At 70.8% G+C, this 15832-nt stretch carries 15 protein-coding genes; 11 read left to right on the forward strand and 4 right to left on the reverse strand.

Going from position 1 to position 15832, the window contains the following annotated elements; translation table 11 throughout:
- Window positions 1–61 precede the first annotated feature (61 nt).
- The 9 genes from BLU81_RS43910 to pheT all read left to right on the forward strand — a co-directional run bounded on the left by BLU81_RS43910 (window position 62) and on the right by pheT (window position 7947).
- The gene (locus BLU81_RS43910) at window positions 62–325 is read left to right on the forward strand and encodes a phosphoribosyl-ATP diphosphatase (protein WP_092555203.1); all 264 of its coding nucleotides are present in this window, start codon (window positions 62–64) and stop codon (window positions 323–325) included.
- A 43-nt stretch (window positions 326–368) separates the two neighbouring features.
- The gene (hisG, locus tag BLU81_RS43915; RefSeq protein WP_092555205.1) at window positions 369–1211 is read left to right on the forward strand and encodes an ATP phosphoribosyltransferase; all 843 of its coding nucleotides are present in this window, start codon (window positions 369–371) and stop codon (window positions 1209–1211) included.
- 1 nt (window position 1212) lies between these two features.
- Window positions 1213–1662, forward strand: coding sequence for a PH domain-containing protein (locus BLU81_RS43920; RefSeq protein ID WP_092555207.1), 450 nt, complete (start codon window positions 1213–1215; stop codon window positions 1660–1662).
- Between the two features lie 371 nt (window positions 1663–2033).
- On the forward strand, window positions 2034–2675 hold the full coding sequence (infC, locus tag BLU81_RS43925; protein WP_092555210.1) for a translation initiation factor IF-3: 642 nt from the start codon (window positions 2034–2036) through the stop codon (window positions 2673–2675).
- Between the two features lie 53 nt (window positions 2676–2728).
- On the forward strand, window positions 2729–2923 hold the full coding sequence (gene rpmI, locus BLU81_RS43930; protein ID WP_092555212.1) for a 50S ribosomal protein L35: 195 nt from the start codon (window positions 2729–2731) through the stop codon (window positions 2921–2923).
- A 40-nt stretch (window positions 2924–2963) separates the two neighbouring features.
- A complete protein-coding gene (gene rplT / locus BLU81_RS43935) occupies window positions 2964–3356 on the forward strand; it encodes a 50S ribosomal protein L20 (RefSeq protein WP_092555214.1) in 393 nt (130 codons plus the stop codon).
- A gap of 64 nt (window positions 3357–3420) precedes the next feature.
- Window positions 3421–4194 (forward strand): TrmH family RNA methyltransferase, encoded by a 774-nt coding sequence (locus BLU81_RS43940; protein ID WP_092555216.1) that lies wholly within the window; start codon window positions 3421–3423, stop codon window positions 4192–4194.
- A 206-nt stretch (window positions 4195–4400) separates the two neighbouring features.
- On the forward strand, window positions 4401–5462 hold the full coding sequence (locus BLU81_RS43945; RefSeq protein WP_092555218.1) for a phenylalanine--tRNA ligase subunit alpha: 1062 nt from the start codon (window positions 4401–4403) through the stop codon (window positions 5460–5462).
- A gap of 4 nt (window positions 5463–5466) precedes the next feature.
- Window positions 5467–7947: a phenylalanine--tRNA ligase subunit beta gene (gene pheT / locus BLU81_RS43950; RefSeq protein WP_092555220.1), complete on the forward strand. Its 2481-nt coding sequence runs from the start codon at window positions 5467–5469 to the stop codon at window positions 7945–7947.
- 57 nt (window positions 7948–8004) lie between these two features.
- Here pheT and BLU81_RS43955 read toward each other — a convergent pair whose 3' ends face one another.
- Window positions 8005–8556 carry a TetR/AcrR family transcriptional regulator gene (locus BLU81_RS43955; protein ID WP_092555222.1) on the reverse strand — a complete coding sequence of 184 codons (552 nt, stop codon included), beginning with the start codon at window positions 8554–8556 and terminating at the stop codon, window positions 8005–8007.
- Window positions 8557–8619: 63 nt separating this feature from the next.
- On the opposite strand from BLU81_RS43955, the gene BLU81_RS43960 reads away from it, so the two are divergent.
- Window positions 8620–10044 (forward strand): FAD-dependent monooxygenase, encoded by a 1425-nt coding sequence (locus tag BLU81_RS43960; protein ID WP_092555224.1) that lies wholly within the window; start codon window positions 8620–8622, stop codon window positions 10042–10044.
- Here BLU81_RS43960 and BLU81_RS43965 read toward each other — a convergent pair.
- From BLU81_RS43965 to BLU81_RS43975, 3 genes are read right to left on the reverse strand one after another with little or no spacing between them, the layout of a single operon-like run.
- Window positions 10037–10333 carry a hypothetical protein gene (locus BLU81_RS43965; RefSeq protein ID WP_092555226.1) on the reverse strand — a complete coding sequence of 99 codons (297 nt, stop codon included), beginning with the start codon at window positions 10331–10333 and terminating at the stop codon, window positions 10037–10039. The two genes, BLU81_RS43960 and BLU81_RS43965, sit on opposite strands and share 8 nt — an antisense overlap.
- The gene (locus tag BLU81_RS43970; RefSeq protein WP_092558520.1) at window positions 10333–11394 is read right to left on the reverse strand and encodes a DUF3616 domain-containing protein; all 1062 of its coding nucleotides are present in this window, start codon (window positions 11392–11394) and stop codon (window positions 10333–10335) included. Before BLU81_RS43970 ends, BLU81_RS43965 begins: the two co-directional genes overlap by 1 nt.
- Before the next feature lie 49 nt (window positions 11395–11443).
- On the reverse strand, window positions 11444–12199 hold the full coding sequence (locus BLU81_RS43975; RefSeq protein ID WP_092555228.1) for a GNAT family N-acetyltransferase: 756 nt from the start codon (window positions 12197–12199) through the stop codon (window positions 11444–11446).
- 357 nt (window positions 12200–12556) lie between these two features.
- Between BLU81_RS43975 and BLU81_RS43980 the strand changes: the two genes are divergently transcribed.
- Window positions 12557–15826, forward strand: coding sequence for a DUF4132 domain-containing protein (locus tag BLU81_RS43980; protein ID WP_157752028.1), 3270 nt, complete (start codon window positions 12557–12559; stop codon window positions 15824–15826).
- Window positions 15827–15832 lie beyond the last annotated feature (6 nt).

The following is a 15832-nucleotide window of genomic DNA, read 5'->3' on the forward strand; positions in this document are numbered from 1 at the left end:
ACGTCCCACGGGCTGGGGGCGTTCGTCGTCAAGACGTGATGAGCTGCCACAATCGGATCTCGTGAAGACGTTCGAAGAACTGTTTGCCGAGTTGCAGAACAAGGCGGCGGACAAGACACCCGGGTCGGGCACCGTCGCGGCGCTCGAGCGAGGAGTCCACTTCATCGGCAAGAAGGTCGTCGAAGAGGCGGCCGAGTCGTGGATGGCCGCCGAGCACGAGGGGCCGGAACGCACCGCCGAGGAGATCTCCCAGCTGCTCTACCAGGTTCAGTGCCTGATGATCGCCTCCGGACTGGAGCTGAAGGACGTTTACCGACATCTGTGAACGCGCGTCCCGCCGACCCGTTCACAGATCGAAGGAGCACGTCATGCTGCGCATCGCCATTCCCAACAAGGGCACCCTCTCGGCCCCCGCGTCACAGATGTTGCGGGACGCCGGGTACCGCCAGCGCACCGATCCCAAAGACCTGATTTGCCGTGACGAAGCCAACAACGTCGAGTTCTTCTACCTGCGGCCCAAGGACATCGCGACGTACGTGGGCTCGGGTGACCTGGATCTCGGCATCACCGGCCGGGACCTGCTGGTCGACTCCGGAGTCCCGGCCACCGAGCTGCTCGACCTGAACTTCGGCCGGGCCACGTTCCGCTGGGCCGCCCCGTCGGGGACGCTCACCGGCGTCGACGAGATCGGTGGCCGCCGGATCGCCACCGCCTACCCCGGGGTGGTCGGCCGCTACCTGGCCGAGCACGAGCTGAAGGCCGACGTGGTGCGTCTCGACGGTGCGGTCGAGAACGCGGTCCGGCTCGGGGTGGCCGATCTGATCGCCGACGTGGTGGAGACCGGTGCGACGCTGCGCCAGGCGGGTCTGGTCACCCTCGGTGAGCCGATCATGGAGTCCTCGGCGATCCTGATCGGGCGTGACCAGGAGGCCGTCGGCGGGGCCGCGCAACTGCTGCGGCGGCTGCACGGTGTGCTGGTGGCCCGCAGTTTCGTGATGCTGGCGTACGACGTCCGGGCCGACCTGCTCGACCAGGCCACCGCCCTGACCCCCGGTATCGAGTCGCCGACGGTGTCCCCGCTGCACCGGGAGGGCTGGGTGGCCGTCCAGGCGATGGTCCAGCGCAGTGACGTGCACCGGATCATGGACGAGCTGTACGACCTGGGCGCCCGCGCCATCCTGGTCACCGCCATCGCGAATTGCAGGCTCTGAGATGACTGGTGTGCTCTATCGCCCGAAGAAGATCCGCTGGGTGGCCGTGCCCCTGGCGATCGCGCTCGCGCTGTTCTTCACGGTGATCAGTTTCGGCCTCACCGGTTCGGCCGGGTTCGAGAACAAGAACGCCAGCTTCCAGCGCGGCGACCAGTTCGCCATGATCGGCCTGGGGATCCTGCTGGGCCTCGGCGTGCTCACGTTCTGCCGGCCACGGGTCACCGCCGACGACGACGGTGTGCACGTGCGCAACGTCATCGGCGGTTACGACCTGCCGTGGAACGTGGTGCGCGCGGTCCGTTTCGACCGGAACTCGGCGTGGGCGCACCTGGAGCTGGAGAACGACGACCAGGTACCGATCCACGCGCTGCAGGCGGTGGACAAGGACTATGCCGTTGATGGCGTACGAACGCTGCGGTCTTTGCATTCGGCCTCGCAACCACCTGCGTAGAGGCATGCGGGCTGCTCTTCAGGCGCCTGCTAGGATGGCTAGCAGTCGACCACGTCCATGCTTAGGCTCCGTGCTTTTGCAGGGACGCGAAAGAGGAGCCCGCTGGTTCCCACCCGAGTCATTCAGTGGCCGGGTCCGGTCTCCCTGACAGGGATTAGTCCCTGTCAGGTGTGCGTCCTTGGTTGTGGGCGCCGATGACCGGTCGAGCGGGCCCCGGCATGCTCTTTTTCATTCAGAGCGTGCGGGGCCTTCTGCTTTCCCGGCGTCCCGCCGCCAGCGGGACACTCGGGGCCGACCGACATTGGCAGCGCCTGGCCTAATTGGCCGGGCGAGGTATCAACTGAGGAGGCCCCATCAGCGTCGAACCACGCGTGAACGAACAGATCCGGGCTCGTGAGGTCCGCCTGGTCGGTCCGGAGGGTGAGCAGGTCGGCATCGTGCCGCTCGAGCGCGCTCTCCAGCTGGCCGCGGATGTCGATCTGGATCTGGTCGAGGTTGCTCCGATGGCGCGGCCGCCGGTGTGCAAGCTCATGGACTTCGGCAAGTTCAAGTACGAGAGCGCACTCAAGGCCCGCGAAGCGCGACGCAACCAGCAGCAGACCGTCATCAAGGAAATGAAGCTTCGGCCGAAGATCGACCCGCACGACTACGAGACCAAAAAGGGTCACGTGGTGCGGTTCCTCAAGGCGGGCGACAAGGTCAAGGTGACGATCATGTTCCGTGGTCGTGAGCAGAGCCGTCCCGAGCTGGGTTTCCGGCTCCTGCGCCGGCTCAGCGAGGAGATCTCGGAACTCGGCTTCGTCGAGGCCAGTCCGAAGCAGGACGGCCGAAACATGATCATGGTGCTGGCTCCGCACCGGGCCACCAAGGCCGCTGCCGTCGCCGCTGTCGCCGCCGGCGCCAAGCCCGCACGTGAGCCGCGCGAGGGCGACGTCGTCGAGGACGATGTCGTCGAGTCCGAAGCCGAGGCCGCGGTTTCGGTTCCGGTTCCGGCCGAGACCACCGCAGAGTAAACAGCTTTTCCCCGTCCCCCTGGTTGCGGGGAAAGACCAGAAAGAGGCGTCAAGTGCCGAAGATGAAGAGCCACACCGGCATGGGTAAGCGGGTGAAGGTGACCGGCAAGGGCAAGATCCTGCGCGAGCAGGTCGGCAAGCGTCACTACCTGGAGCACAAGAGCTCCAACGTCACCCGCCGGATGACCGGCACGGTCGTTGTGGCCAAGGCCGACACCGCTCGTGTGAAGAAGCTTCTGGGCCGCTGACGCGCGCCTGACCCGGTTTTCCCTGAAGGAGTAACTAGAAATGGCACGCGTCAAGCGGGCGGTAAACGCCCAGAAGAAGCGCCGCACACTGCTCGAGACCGCGAGCGGCTACCGCGGTCAGCGCTCCCGCCTGTACCGGAAGGCCAAGGAGCAGGTACTGCACTCGATGCAGTACTCGTACCGTGACCGTCGTGACCGCAAGGGCGACTTCCGTCAGCTCTGGATCACCCGTATCAACGCGGCGGCCCGGGCCAACGGCATGACCTACAACCGTCTCATCCAGGGTCTGAAGCTGGCTGAGGTCGAGGTCGACCGCAAGATCCTGGCCGACCTCGCGGTCCACGACGGGGTTGCCTTCGCCGCCATCGTCGAGGTCGCTCGCGCGGCCGTCGCGGCCGAGGGCACCGGCGGCGCCGCCGCGCAGGCTGCCTGATTTCGCGTAGCACTTTTCAAACGCCTCCCGGTCACTGATCGGGAGGCGTTTTCGTGAGGAGACCATGTTCACGCCCCGTACCCCCCGCATCGTCGCCGCCCGCCGCCTGCAACGCCGCCGGGACCGGGACCAGGCCGGGCGTTTCCTGGCTGAAGGACCGCAGGCCGTCCGTGAGGCGCTCGCCGCGGGCGCGGTGATCGAACTCTTCGGGACCCCGGCCGCCCTGGACCGGCACGCCGACCTGGCCGCCCAGGCTCCGGAGCTGTCGCCGGTCACCGACGACGCCCTCGCGGCGCTCGCCGAGACCGTGCACCCACAGGGCCTGGTGGCGATCTGTGAGCAGGGCGACGTCTCGATCGGTGAGGCCCTGGCGAAGAACCCGCGGCTGGTCGCGGTGGTCGCCGAGATCCGGGACCCCGGGAACGCCGGGACCGTGCTGCGCACGGCGGACGCGGCGGGGGCCGGGGCGGTCATCTTCGCCGGCGACGCCGTCGACCCCTACAACGGCAAGTGTGTACGGTCGTCAGCCGGCTCACTGTTCCACGTGGACGTGGTCCGTTCCCCGCTGAGCGTCGTCGACCTGTTGCAGGACAACGGGCTGCAGGTGCTCGCGACCAGTGGCACCGGCGAGGACGACGTGGACTCGCTGCTGGACGGCGGTCAGCTCGCCGCCCGTACCGCCTGGTTGTTCGGTTCGGAAGCCCACGGCCTGCCGTCCGAGGTGCTGAAAGCCGCCGACCGCCGGGTCCGCGTACCGATCTATGGCGGCGCGGAGAGCCTCAATCTGGCCGCGGCCGCCGCCGTCTGTTTATATGCTTCGGCCCGCGCGCAACGCTGAGGGTATGCTCGCTGCATGTCAGGTCCCCGGTATCTGTTTATCCGGCCCGCTGGTCGCGGGCGCCGGATCTGACACTTCTGCGCGCAACTCCCTGACCGGCGGGCTACGGCTGAGCCGTGCCTCCGTAGACTGTCCCCGTTTTGTCGCCACTTCGCGGCCCTCGCTGCGCTCGATGGCAAATCCGGTGTGAGGGAGTTCGCCCTACCATGTCCTACCGCAACGATCCGTACGATCCGAAGCAGGCCGTCCTGCTGGCCCCCGAGTCTCTCGAGGCCGCCGTCGCGGAGGCCGAGAAGGCGTTCGCCGCCGCCGCCGACCTCGACGCGCTCCAGGCTCTGAAGCCGGCCCACCTCGGTGACCGTTCCCCGGTGTCGCTCGCGCGCCGGGAGATCGGCTCGCTGCCGCCGGCCGCGAAATCCGACGCCGGCAAGCGTGTCAACATCGCCCGCCAGGCCGTGCAGGCCGGTTACGACGCCCGCCAGGCCGAACTCGAAGCCGACCGCGCCGCCCGGGTGTTGGTCGAGGAGCGGGTCGACGTCACCCTGCCGTGGTCCCGTCGTCCGCGTGGTGCCCGGCACCCGCTGACCACGCTGATGGAGCACATGGGCGACATCTTCATCGGCATGGGCTACGAGATCATCGACGGTCCCCAGCTCGAACTGGAGTGGGCCAACTTCGACGCGCTCAACATCGGCCCGGACAACCCGGTCCGCGGCGCCTCCGACACCTTCTTCGTCGACCTGCCCGGCCTGGTGATGCGCACCCACACGTCACCCGGTCAGGTGCGCACCATGCTGGACCGGCAGCCGCCGATCTACGTGGTCAGCCCCGGCCGCGTCTACCGGACCGACGAGCTGGACGCCACGCACAGCCCGGTGTTCCACCAGATCGAGGGCCTGGTCATCGACGAGGGCATCACCATGGCGCACCTGCGCGGCACTCTCGACCACTTCGCGCGGGCGCTGTTCGGCCCGGACGCGAAGACCCGCTGGCGCCCGCACTACTTCCCGTTCACCGAGCCGTCCGCCGAGTTCGACGTGTGGTTCGCCGAGCACCGCGACGGCCCGCGCTGGGTCGAGTGGGGTGGCTGCGGCATGGTCAACCCGCGGGTGCTCACCGCCGCCGGCATCGACCCGGCCGTCTACTCGGGATTCGCGTTCGGCATGGGTGTCGAGCGGACCCTGATGTTCCGCAACGGTGTCTCCGACATGCGCGACATGGTCGAGGGCGACGTGCGGTTCACCACGAACTTCGGAATGGAGTCCTGAAGCGATGAAGACGTCACTGTCGTGGCTGCGCGAGTACGTCGAGCTGCCCGCGGGGATCACCGCTTCGGAGCTGGACACGGCGCTCACGAATCTCGGCATGGAGGTCGAGAGCATCGTCGACCAGGCCGGGACGATCCTCGGTGACCTGGTCGTCGGCCGGGTGCTGACGATCGAGGAGCTGACCGGTTTCAAGAAGCCGATCCGGTTCACCACCGTCGACGTGGGCCGGAGCACCCCGCAGGAGATCGTCTGTGGTGCGCGGAACTTCGCCGAGGGCGACCTCGTCGTGGTCATCCTGCCCGGTGGCGAACTGCCCGGCGGGTTCAAGATCGGTGCGCGCAAGACGTACGGGCGGAACTCGCACGGCATGATCTGCTCGGCCCGGGAGCTGGGAGTCTCCGACGACCACGAGGGCATCATCGTGCTGCCCGCTGCCGAGGGTGTGACGCCCGGTATCGACGCACGGCCGGTCGTGGGACTGGACGAGGTGCTGATCGAGGTCGAGATCACCCCGGACCGCGGGTACGAGATGAGTGTCCGTGGCATCGCACGGGAGCTGTCCACGTACTTCAACGTGGGTTTCGTCGATGTTGCCGACCTCGCGTCGGCCGCCGGAACGGAAGACGTCCCGCATCCGGTCGTGATCGACGACACCGTCGGCTGTGACCGGTTCGCGGCCCGGGTCGTCCGTGGTGTCGACCCGGCCGCGCAGTCTCCCGAGTGGATGCAGCGCCGCCTGATCCAGGCCGGCATCCGGGCCATCTCGCTGCCGGTGGACATCACCAACTACCTGATGCTCGAATTCGGTCAGCCGATGCACGTCTTCGACCTGGACCGGCTGCACGGCGGCCTGGTCGTCCGGCGGGCCCGGTCCGGCGAGAAGCTGACCACCCTGGACGGTGTCGCGCGGGTGCTCGACGCCGAGGACATGGTGATCTGCGACGAGACCGGCCCGATCTCGCTGGCCGCGGTGATGGGCGGCGAGACCAGTGAATGGCAGGAGGGCACCGTGAACGTGCTTCTCGAAGCCGCCCACTGGGACCCGGTCATGGTCGGCCGTACCGCCCGCCGGCACAAGCTGTTCAGCGAGGCCGCCAAGCGCTGGGAACGGGGCGTCGACCCGGCGCTGCCGCTCGCCGCGCTGCAGAAGGCCGTCGACATCCTGGTCGAGCACGCCGGCGGGACCGTCGACGAGCGGGTCCTGGACATCGACAACGTGGTGGCGCCGGTCGCCCTGACCTTGCCGGTTGACGCGCCGTCGCGTCTGATCGGCCTGCCCTACACCGGCGCCCAGTCGGCTGACCTGCTGCGCAAGATCGGCTGCGAGGTCACCGGGGACGAGGTGCTCAGTGTCGTGCCGCCGACCTGGCGTCCCGACCTGGTCGCCCCGATCGACCTGATCGAGGAGGTGGCGCGGCTCGGCGGTTACAACGAGATCCCGAGCGTGCTGCCGCCCGCCGGAGCCAGCCGTGGGCTCACCCCCGCGCAGAAGCGGCGCCGGTCGATCGGCCGGGCGCTCGCCGAGAACGGTTACGTCGAAGTCCTGTCGTACCCGTTCGTCGCACCCGGCACCGCCGACGCTCTCGGGCTCGCCCCCGAGGACCCCCGGCGCAGCGCCGTCCGCCTCACCAACCCGCTGTCCGAGGAGGAGCCGCTGCTGCGCACCACGCTGCTCGGCCCGCTGCTCGGCACCCTGAAGCGGAACCTGGGCCGGGGCCGCCGGGACGTGGCCCTGTTCGAGGCCGGCACGGTGTTCCTGCCGCACCTGACCTCGATCTCCCCGCCGGCCCTGGGCGTGGACCGCCGGCCCACGAATGCCGAATGGGCGGCCGCCAACGCGATCGTCCCCGAGCAGCCGTGGCACCTGGCCGTCGTCCTGTCCGGCGACATCGACCCGGCCGGCTGGTGGGGTGCGGGCCGGGCCGCGACGTGGGCGGACGCCATCGAGGCGGCGCGCGTCACGCTCGCCGCCGCGGGCGTCACCGAGGACCGGATCGCGGTACGCGCGGCCGAACGCGCGCCGTGGCACCCCGGACGGTGCGCTGCCGTGCTGGTCGACGGCGAGGTCGTCGGCCACGCCGGCGAACTGCACCCCGCCGTGCTGGCCGCCCTGGAGCTGCCGAAACGCACGTCGGCCGCGGAGCTCGACCTCGACGCCCTGCCGGAGTCCCCGGTGGTCGAGGCCCCGAAGATCTCCACGTTCCCGCCGGCCCTGATCGACGTCGCCCTGATCCTCGACGAGACGGTCCCGTCCGCCGAGGTCCAGGCGGCGCTGGCCGAGGGCGCCGGCCCGCTGCTGGAGTCGGTGTCGTTGTTCGACGTCTACGAGTCCGAGCAGCTGGGCGAGGGCAAGCGTTCCCTGGCGTACAAGCTGACGTTCCGGGCCGCCGATCGCACCCTCACCTCCGAGGAGACGATCACCGCTCGCGACACCGCGGTGGCCCTGACCGCGTCCCGTTTCGGAGCGACCCTCCGCGGCGCGTAATCCGGATCAGAACAGGCCGGGCCGGTGGTTCACTCCACCGGCCCGGCCTGTCTCTGTTCAGTCGGCGGTCAGGTAGCGCTGGATCGTCGGGCCCAGCCAGCCGGCCGCCTCGTCGGGGGTCAGGTCCACCACCGGAGGGAGCCGCAGCACGTAACGGCACAGGGCGAAACCCAGCATCTGGGTCGCGACCAGTCCGGCCCGGGTGGGGGCCTGGTCCGGGGCGGGGGCCAGGCGGGCGGCGACCGGGCCGATCTGGGTGGCGAAGACGGTGCGGACCCGGTCGGCCGCGGCCTGTTTGGTGACCGCCGCCCGCAGCAGCGCCAGCAGGGTCTCGTCACCCTCCCAGCGGTGCAGGAAGTGCCGGGCCAGGGTGTCGCCGATCTGGCCGGCCGGGGTGTCGCCGAGCTCGGGCAGGCGCAGGTCGAAGTCGGCGGCCGCAGCGAACAGGGCCTCCTTGTTGCCGTAGTAACGCATCACCATCGACGGGTCGATGCGGGCGTCGGCGGCGATGGCGCGGATGGTGGCGCGCTCGAAGCCGTCGGTCGCGAAGCGCTCGCGGGCGGCGGCCAGGATGGCGGCCCGGGTGGTGTCGGAGCGGCGGGTCGTCATGGTTTCAGCTTATGCCAACGGGCGTTGGCCAACAAGTGTTGACCTGGCTTCGCGACGCCGCATATGGTTTTGCCAACACCTGTTGGCAAACGTGGGGAGGACGTCGTGCACACCACTGTCGCGATCATCGGGGCCGGTCCGACCGGTCTGCTGCTCGCCGGCGACCTGGCCCGGGCCGGGATCCCGGTCACCCTGTTCGAACGACGGGCGAACACGTCCAACCTGACCCGGGCGTTCGGCGTGCACGCCCGTACGCTCGAATTGCTCGACGCCCGGGCCCTCGCCGACCGCATCGTGGCCGGCGGCGCGAAAGTCGAACACCTGCGCCTCTTCGACCGCATCCGGCTGGACCTGTCCCGGCTGCCGTCCCGCTACCCGTTCCTGCTGATCACCCCGCAGTCGCGGGTGGAGGAAGCGCTCGAGGAGCGGGCCGTGGCGGCGGGCGCCCGGATCGAGCGCGGCGCCGCGCTGACCGGCCTGCGGCAGGACGACGAGCGGGCCACCCTGGAGTTCGGCGAGCAGACGGTCACCGCGGACTGGGTGGTCGGCGCCGACGGGGTGCACAGCACCGTCCGCGATGCGCTCGGCCTGCCGTTCCCCGGAAAGGCCGTGCTCACCTCGATCATGCTGGCCGACGTCCGCCTGGCCACCCCGCCGGAGGACGTGCTGGCCGTCAACGCGGTCGGTGACGCGTTCGCCATGGTCGCGCCGTTCGGTGACGGGTGGTACCGGATCTTCGCCTGGGACCGCCGGCACCAGGTCGGCGACGACGTTCCGGTGACGCTCGACGAGATGCGCGGGGTGACCCGCCGGGTGCACGGCACCGATTTCGGCATCACCGAGGCCCGTTGGCTGGCCCGGTTCCACAGCGACGAACGGCAGTCCCCGCGCTACCGGGTGGGCCGGATCCTGCTCGCCGGCGACGCCGCTCACGTGCACTCCCCGGCCGGCGGCCAGGGCATGAACACCGGTCTGCAGGACGCGGCGAACCTCTCCTGGAAACTGGTCGCCACCATCCAGGGCTGGGCGCCCGCCGGCCTGCTCGACACCTACGAGGCCGAGCGCCACCCGGTCGGCCGGCTGGTCCTGCGCAGCAGCGGCGCCCTGATCCGGATGGCGATGATCCACTCGGCTCCGGCCCGTGCCCTCCGCAACACCCTGGGCAACATGCTGCTCGGCCTTCCGCCGGTGGCCCGCCGCGCCACGGGTGTCGTCTCCGGCGTCGGCATCGGTTACCCCGGAGCACCGCGGGCCACCGACGTCGCGCTGGCCGAGGGCAGCCGCCTTTACCAGGCGCTTCGCGAGGGCCGGCACGTCCTTCTCACCGATCGGTCCGTGCCTGGTCACGCCGATCGCCTGCTCGTGGCGGTCCCGGCGATTTCCGGCAGTGAGGCGGTCCTCGTCCGCCCGGACGGCTACGTGGCCTGGCGCGGTCCCGCCGCGGACGCTCCGGCCGCGGTCAGTCGCTTCCTCAGCCCTGCTACCTAGCGACACTTCTCCGCAGCAGCCCGCGGGCGTGCGGGCGCTCGGACGGATCCAGGCGGGTGCAACCGGAGTCGCGCACCCGCCAGCCACCGGCGGCCAGCGCGGCGTCGATGCCGGACCGTGCCTCGCCGACCCGGTCCGGCTCGGCCGCGAAGAGCACCCGCAGACGGATCTCGTCCCCGGCGGCAACAACCGCGACGTGGTGTTGCGGGAGAGCATCGGCGAGCGTGGCTCCCGGATCGGTGCCGGGCTCGGGCACGAGCGTCGCCTGATGGGCGTAGACCTGCCGCATCAGGGCAGTTCAAGCACATCGGCGATGACCGTGCCGTCCGTGCCGAGCCGGATCGGGGCCGGGCTGTCGTAGACGACGAGCACCCGGTCGGTGCCGAGCAGGCTCAGGCCCTCGGCGTGATCGTCACCCTCGCCATAGGTCAGTTCCAGCACCCGGCTGATCAGAACGTCGCGCACGATCGTCGGGACCTCGGCCGCGAACGCACCGTGCCAGCGGTAGATCCGCACCGGCCCGTCCAGATCCATCGTCGGACCGGCCAGGATCAGCACGTCGTCGCCGATCGGGCAGAGGTCACGCACCCCCAGACCATCAAGATCAAGGACATGCTTGCGGTACGGGGACCCGTCCTCGAAACGGTGCAGCCGCAGCCGGGTGGGTTCGTCGTCGAGCACGTAGGGCCGCAACTCCAGCACGAACGCCCAACCGCGCAGCACCGGGCCGCGCAACCCGACGAAGACCCTGTCCCCGCGTACGGCGATGCCTTCGACGTCCAGGCCGTTGTCCTTGCCCGGAATCGCCAGGAACGGGGCCAGATGCTCGTCATCGCGCAGCAGCCGCCGCAGATCGTCGCGCCGGCTGAGGGCGGCGGCCCGGTGTGTCATGCCGTCCGCGTGCAGCTCCCGGACCGGGGTGGGGATCCCGTCCACGTCGGCGATCGGCAGCCGCACCAGGATCTGCCGATTGTCCTGCCCCTCCACGCGGGCCAGCCGGCGCAGTGCCCGCGGGCCCTCGTGGCGGTCCTTGATCTGTTTGCGGCGCAGGCTGTGCGAACCGATCGCCCAGAGGAAGCGGCCGGTGCGGGCCAGGCCCTCCACGTCCGCCTCCTCGTCGGCGTCAGCGCCCGGCAGATCGACGAAATCGGCCAGCCGGAACCGTGCCTCCGCCCCGAACTCGGTGGGCCGCTCCGGATCGTCGGCGAGCAACCGCTCGACCGTCGCCGTCTCGTCGCCGGCGATCCAGAGGGCCCGCCCGTCGAGGCGGATGGCAGAGAGGTTCGTGTGGGTGGCCGTGGCCCGCGACTCGTCGGAGAACCGCAGCCGCACCGTGTAGTCGACCGTCATGGTCGACATCGTCGCACCGGCACGCACCTGAAATCGGTGGGTTCTTCGGTCAGCCTTGCGAGATGTACAGCCGGTACCCGGACGGCACGAACCCGACCCGCTCGTAGACCCGCCAGGAGTCGTCGCCGGACGCCTCCAGCCAGGCGAACTCCGCGCCGCCCTCGAAGAGCCGCCGGGTGACGCCCGCACTGATCGCCCCGCCGAGACCACGCCGCCGGAACTGCTCCCGCACCGCGATCCCGGCCACCTCGCTCAGGCCGTCGTTCGGTGGGCTCGACTGCCCGCCACCAGCCCAGACACCGTCAGCCGAGCGGGCGCCGAGGACCACTCCGCCGCGCTCCTGACTACGGCGCATCCGGGCCACGGCGGCCTCGGACGGATCGTCCGGGAACTCGCCGAAGGCCTCGTTCTGCGCGGAGACGATGGCGGCCCGGTCCCGGTCCGTCTCCGGTTCCACCAATTCCAGACCGGTGGGTACGGGGGGAGCGTTCAGCGTCGACGGGGAGCAGATCAGGTACTGGTTGCGCTCCTCGACGGTGAATCCGGCACCGAGCAGCAGCCCTTCCAGCTCCGGGGAGCAACTGGTCACGTACTCCAGGCGGGGTTTGCGGCCCGCGCCGGCGAATGCCGTGACCAGGGCGGTGATGTCGGCTGCCGTGATCGGGACACCGGGCACGGGAGTGGCGTAGTTGATGTAGGGACTGTCGGTCTCCGGGTCGAACCCGGCCACGAACGGGCCGGTGTCGATGGCCTGCGGCCGGGTACGGAGGTTGGACACGACGGAGCGCTGAATGCGCAGATCCATGATGAGTGAAGCCTTTTCGCCAGAGAAACGGATGCCTACGCGGAAGATTTCGCGGGGCCGCCTGCTGGGCGTGCGAGCGTCAGCGGCGGCCGAAGGGCCGGGCCGAGGGCATTGGCGTCACTCTTTCAAGAAGTCGGGACCGTGTGCTTTCACACGACCGCCCGCAAATCCTGCCACGGGCGGGTGTTCTCCCGCAAACATCGGCGCGGGCCGGCCGCCTGCACGGCCCGCACCGATGTCCCTCACTCTGTCCCATCCCGATCGGGAAGTCCATGGACGTCGATGTGTTCCCCTTTTTGTCGGAGGGGGTCGTTAGGGTTCAGCCGACCGATCGAGCGATGCCTGGGAGAGTGAGCCGTGACATTTGTCGTGCCGGCCGGGTGGAAACGGTTCCTGCTGCCGCGTCGCGGTGACGCCCCGGCGTTCCCACAGGTCAAGCTCGCCGAGGTCACCGCCGCCGACGAGCTGCTGACCGCCTTCGACGGCGACGTCCGGGGCGCGCTCGGCCATCGGCTCACCCCCGGCGACCTGTCCGCTGCCGGGCACGCCCATCTCTCCGGCGAGGCCCCCTCCCCGCTCGGCGCGGCGGTCGTGGCCGCGGCGGTGGCCAACGTGCTGCAGTGGCCCCGGCAGGAGGAGCTGCTCGCCTTCACCGAGCTGTGGCGCTCCCGGCACGGGCTGCCCTTCGCCGCGGCGGCCGTCGCCGAGTTGACCACGATCTTCCACGGGAGTCAGCGGGTCGACCGCCCGATCACCCGGGCCGTGCCGGACCTGGACGCCGACGGCTTCGCCACCCGGGTTCTGCTGCCGATGGCCTTCCGGCTGCGGCGCGCCGTCGCCGCTGTCCCCGCGGGGGAGTATGCACAGGTCGTCGCCGCTCTGGCCGCGGTGCGCGGGCCGTCGCTGCTGCAGCGGGTGACCGTCTCGGTGCTGACCCCCGACGAGACCGGGTGGGCCACCGACATCACCGGCGCGCTGCTGGCGGTCTCCGGACGGGACGGGCTGAAGGCCCTGATGCTGACCGTCGTCACCGACGAGGCGGCGGCCGCCCGGCTGGCCGCCCCACTCAGCCCGTGGCAGGTGCTGAACTGGAACGAGGTCGTCTACACCTTCACCGCCACGCTCGGCCCGGCCGCCGCCCCGGCGCTGGCCCAGTGGCTCGACGCCACCACGACCGCCGCGCAGCTGCGGCGCAGACTGCTCACCCTGCTGACCACGATCGGTGGCGACGCGGCCTTCACCGCCCTGCTCGTCCGGCTCGACCAGCCGGACGTGGCCGCCGCGATCGCCGATTCGGCCGGTCGCTCCCCGGCCCGGGCCCTGCGGCTGCTGGCTGAGGCGCCGGTCGGCGACCGGCTGCTGCGCAACCACCTGGCCAACCATCGTGACCTCGCCGACGAGGTCCGGCCCCTGCTCACCGACGAGGCCGCCGGCCGGTTCGACGCCGCCCACGCCGTGCTGACCGCGGTCGGCGGCGACGTGGCCGGCCCCGCCGACCTGCCGCCGATCCTGGTCAGCCCGCCCTGGACCGACCCGGTCCCGCGCAAGCCCCTGGTCGTCACCGGCCTGATCGGCGACGACGCGCCCCAGGTGGAGTGGGCGCCGGGTGAGCGGGAGAGCTGGGGCGACGGATCCTGGCCCGCCCGGCACGGTGGCTCCCGCGACTGGGCGACCATCGCCGCCGACTTCGGCACCAGCCGGGCCAACCCGTGGCACGAGACGTTCTTCTTTCTGCAGGGCCCCGACGAGGTGACCCTGTCCCGGATCACCGGCTGGCGCCCGGAGTGGACCCACTATCTGGACGACTGGGGTCCCGAGTTGCTCGCCCGCTACCAGGCCGACGCCGTCCCGGCCCTGGTCGCGGCGGCGAAACGCACCCCGGTCGCGGGCGCGCCGGTGCTGCTCCCGGCCGCCACCGCCGAGGTGGCGCTGCTGATGGCCGGATGGCTCGCCAAGTCCCGCGCGATCCGCACGACAGCCCTGGCCTGGTTCGCCCGCCACCCGGCGTTCGCCGCCCGCGCCCTGATCCCGATCGCCGTGGGCAAGGTGGGCAAGACCCGGACCGAGGCCGAGGCCGCGCTGCGTGTCCTGCCCCGCGACGAGGTCCTGACCGCCGCCGCCGGTCACGGCCCGGAGGCCGTCGCGGCGGCCGAGGAGATCCTGGCCGTCGATCCGGTGACGATCCTGCCCAAGGTCATCCCCGCGGTGCCCGACTGGGCGAACCCGGCGGTGCTGCCCCCGGTCCGGCTCACCGGCGGTCGCGGCACGCTGCCCGCCGACGCCGTCCGGCACCTGCTGACCATGCTCGCCCTGTCCCGTCTCGACGGCGTCTACCCGGGCCTGCCCCTGGTCGCCGCCGAGTGCGAGCCGGCCGACCTGGCCGAGTTCGCCTGGGTCCTGTTCACCGAGTGGCGCGAGGCCGGCCATCCGGCCAAGGCGAGCTGGCCGCTCGACGCCCTCGGCCTGCTCGGCGACGACGAGACGGTCCGGCGGCTGGCCCCGGTGATCCGCGCCTGGCCCGGCGAGGGCGGCCACACCCGCGCGGTCACCGGGCTCGACGTGCTCGCCACGATCGGCACCGACGTGGCCCTGATGTACCTCAACGGCATCGCGCAGAAGGTCAAGTTCAAAGGCCTGAAGGAGCGTGCCGAGGAGAAGATCGCCGAGCTCGCGGCCGGGCTCGGGCTCACCAGCGAGGAACTGGCCGACCGCCTCGTCCCCGACCTGGGCCTCGGCGAGACCGGCAGCCTCACCCTGGACTACGGGCGCCGCACCTTCACCGTCGGTTTCGACGAGCAGCTCAAGCCCTACGTCACCGATGCCGGCGGTAAAAAGCTCAAAGCCCTTCCCAAGCCTGGTACGCAGGACGACCCGGTCCTCGCCCCGGAGGCCTACCAGCGGTTCACCGCCCTGAAGAAGGACGTTCGCGCCATCGCCACCGACCAGGTGCGCCGACTGGAACGGGCGATGGTCGACCAGCGCCGGTGGACCGGCGCCGGCTTCCGGCAGTTCCTCGCCGGGCATCCGCTGCTACGGCACCTGGTCCGGCGGCTCGTCTGGGTGCGCTTCGACGAGGCCGGGCGCCCGGCCGGTGGGCTGCGCCTGGCCGAGGACGGCAGCCTCGCCGACCGCACCGACGAGACCGTCACCCTGCCCGACGACGCCCTGATCGGGATCGGTCACCCACTGCACCTCGGCGACGACCTGGCCACCTGGGTCGAGTTGTTCGCCGACTACGAGATCCTCCAGCCGTTCGACCAGCTCGGCCGGGGCACCGAACCGCTCACCCCGGAGCGGGCCGCCGGATTCACCGGCCGCACCGTGCCCAGCACCACACTGCTCGGGTTGGAACGGCGCGGATGGCGGCGCGGCAGCCCGCAGGACGGCGGCGTGCAGGGCTGGTTCGAACGCGACGTTCCCGGCGCCCGGCACCTGGTGGTGGCGATCGACCCCGGTATCCCGGTCGGCGCCGTCGACGTCCTCGGTGACCAGACGATCGAGGCGATCTTCGTGGAGCCGGCCGCCGCGTACCACTGGTCCCGCCGGGACCAGGACGACCACATCCGCGAACTCGATCCGATCACCGCCGCCGAGGCGCTGCGCGAACTATCCGAGGTGCTCCCGTGACCCGTT

The sequence above is a fragment of the Actinoplanes derwentensis genome (genome assembly GCF_900104725.1).
GTDB classification, from domain to species: domain Bacteria; phylum Actinomycetota; class Actinomycetes; order Mycobacteriales; family Micromonosporaceae; genus Actinoplanes; species Actinoplanes derwentensis.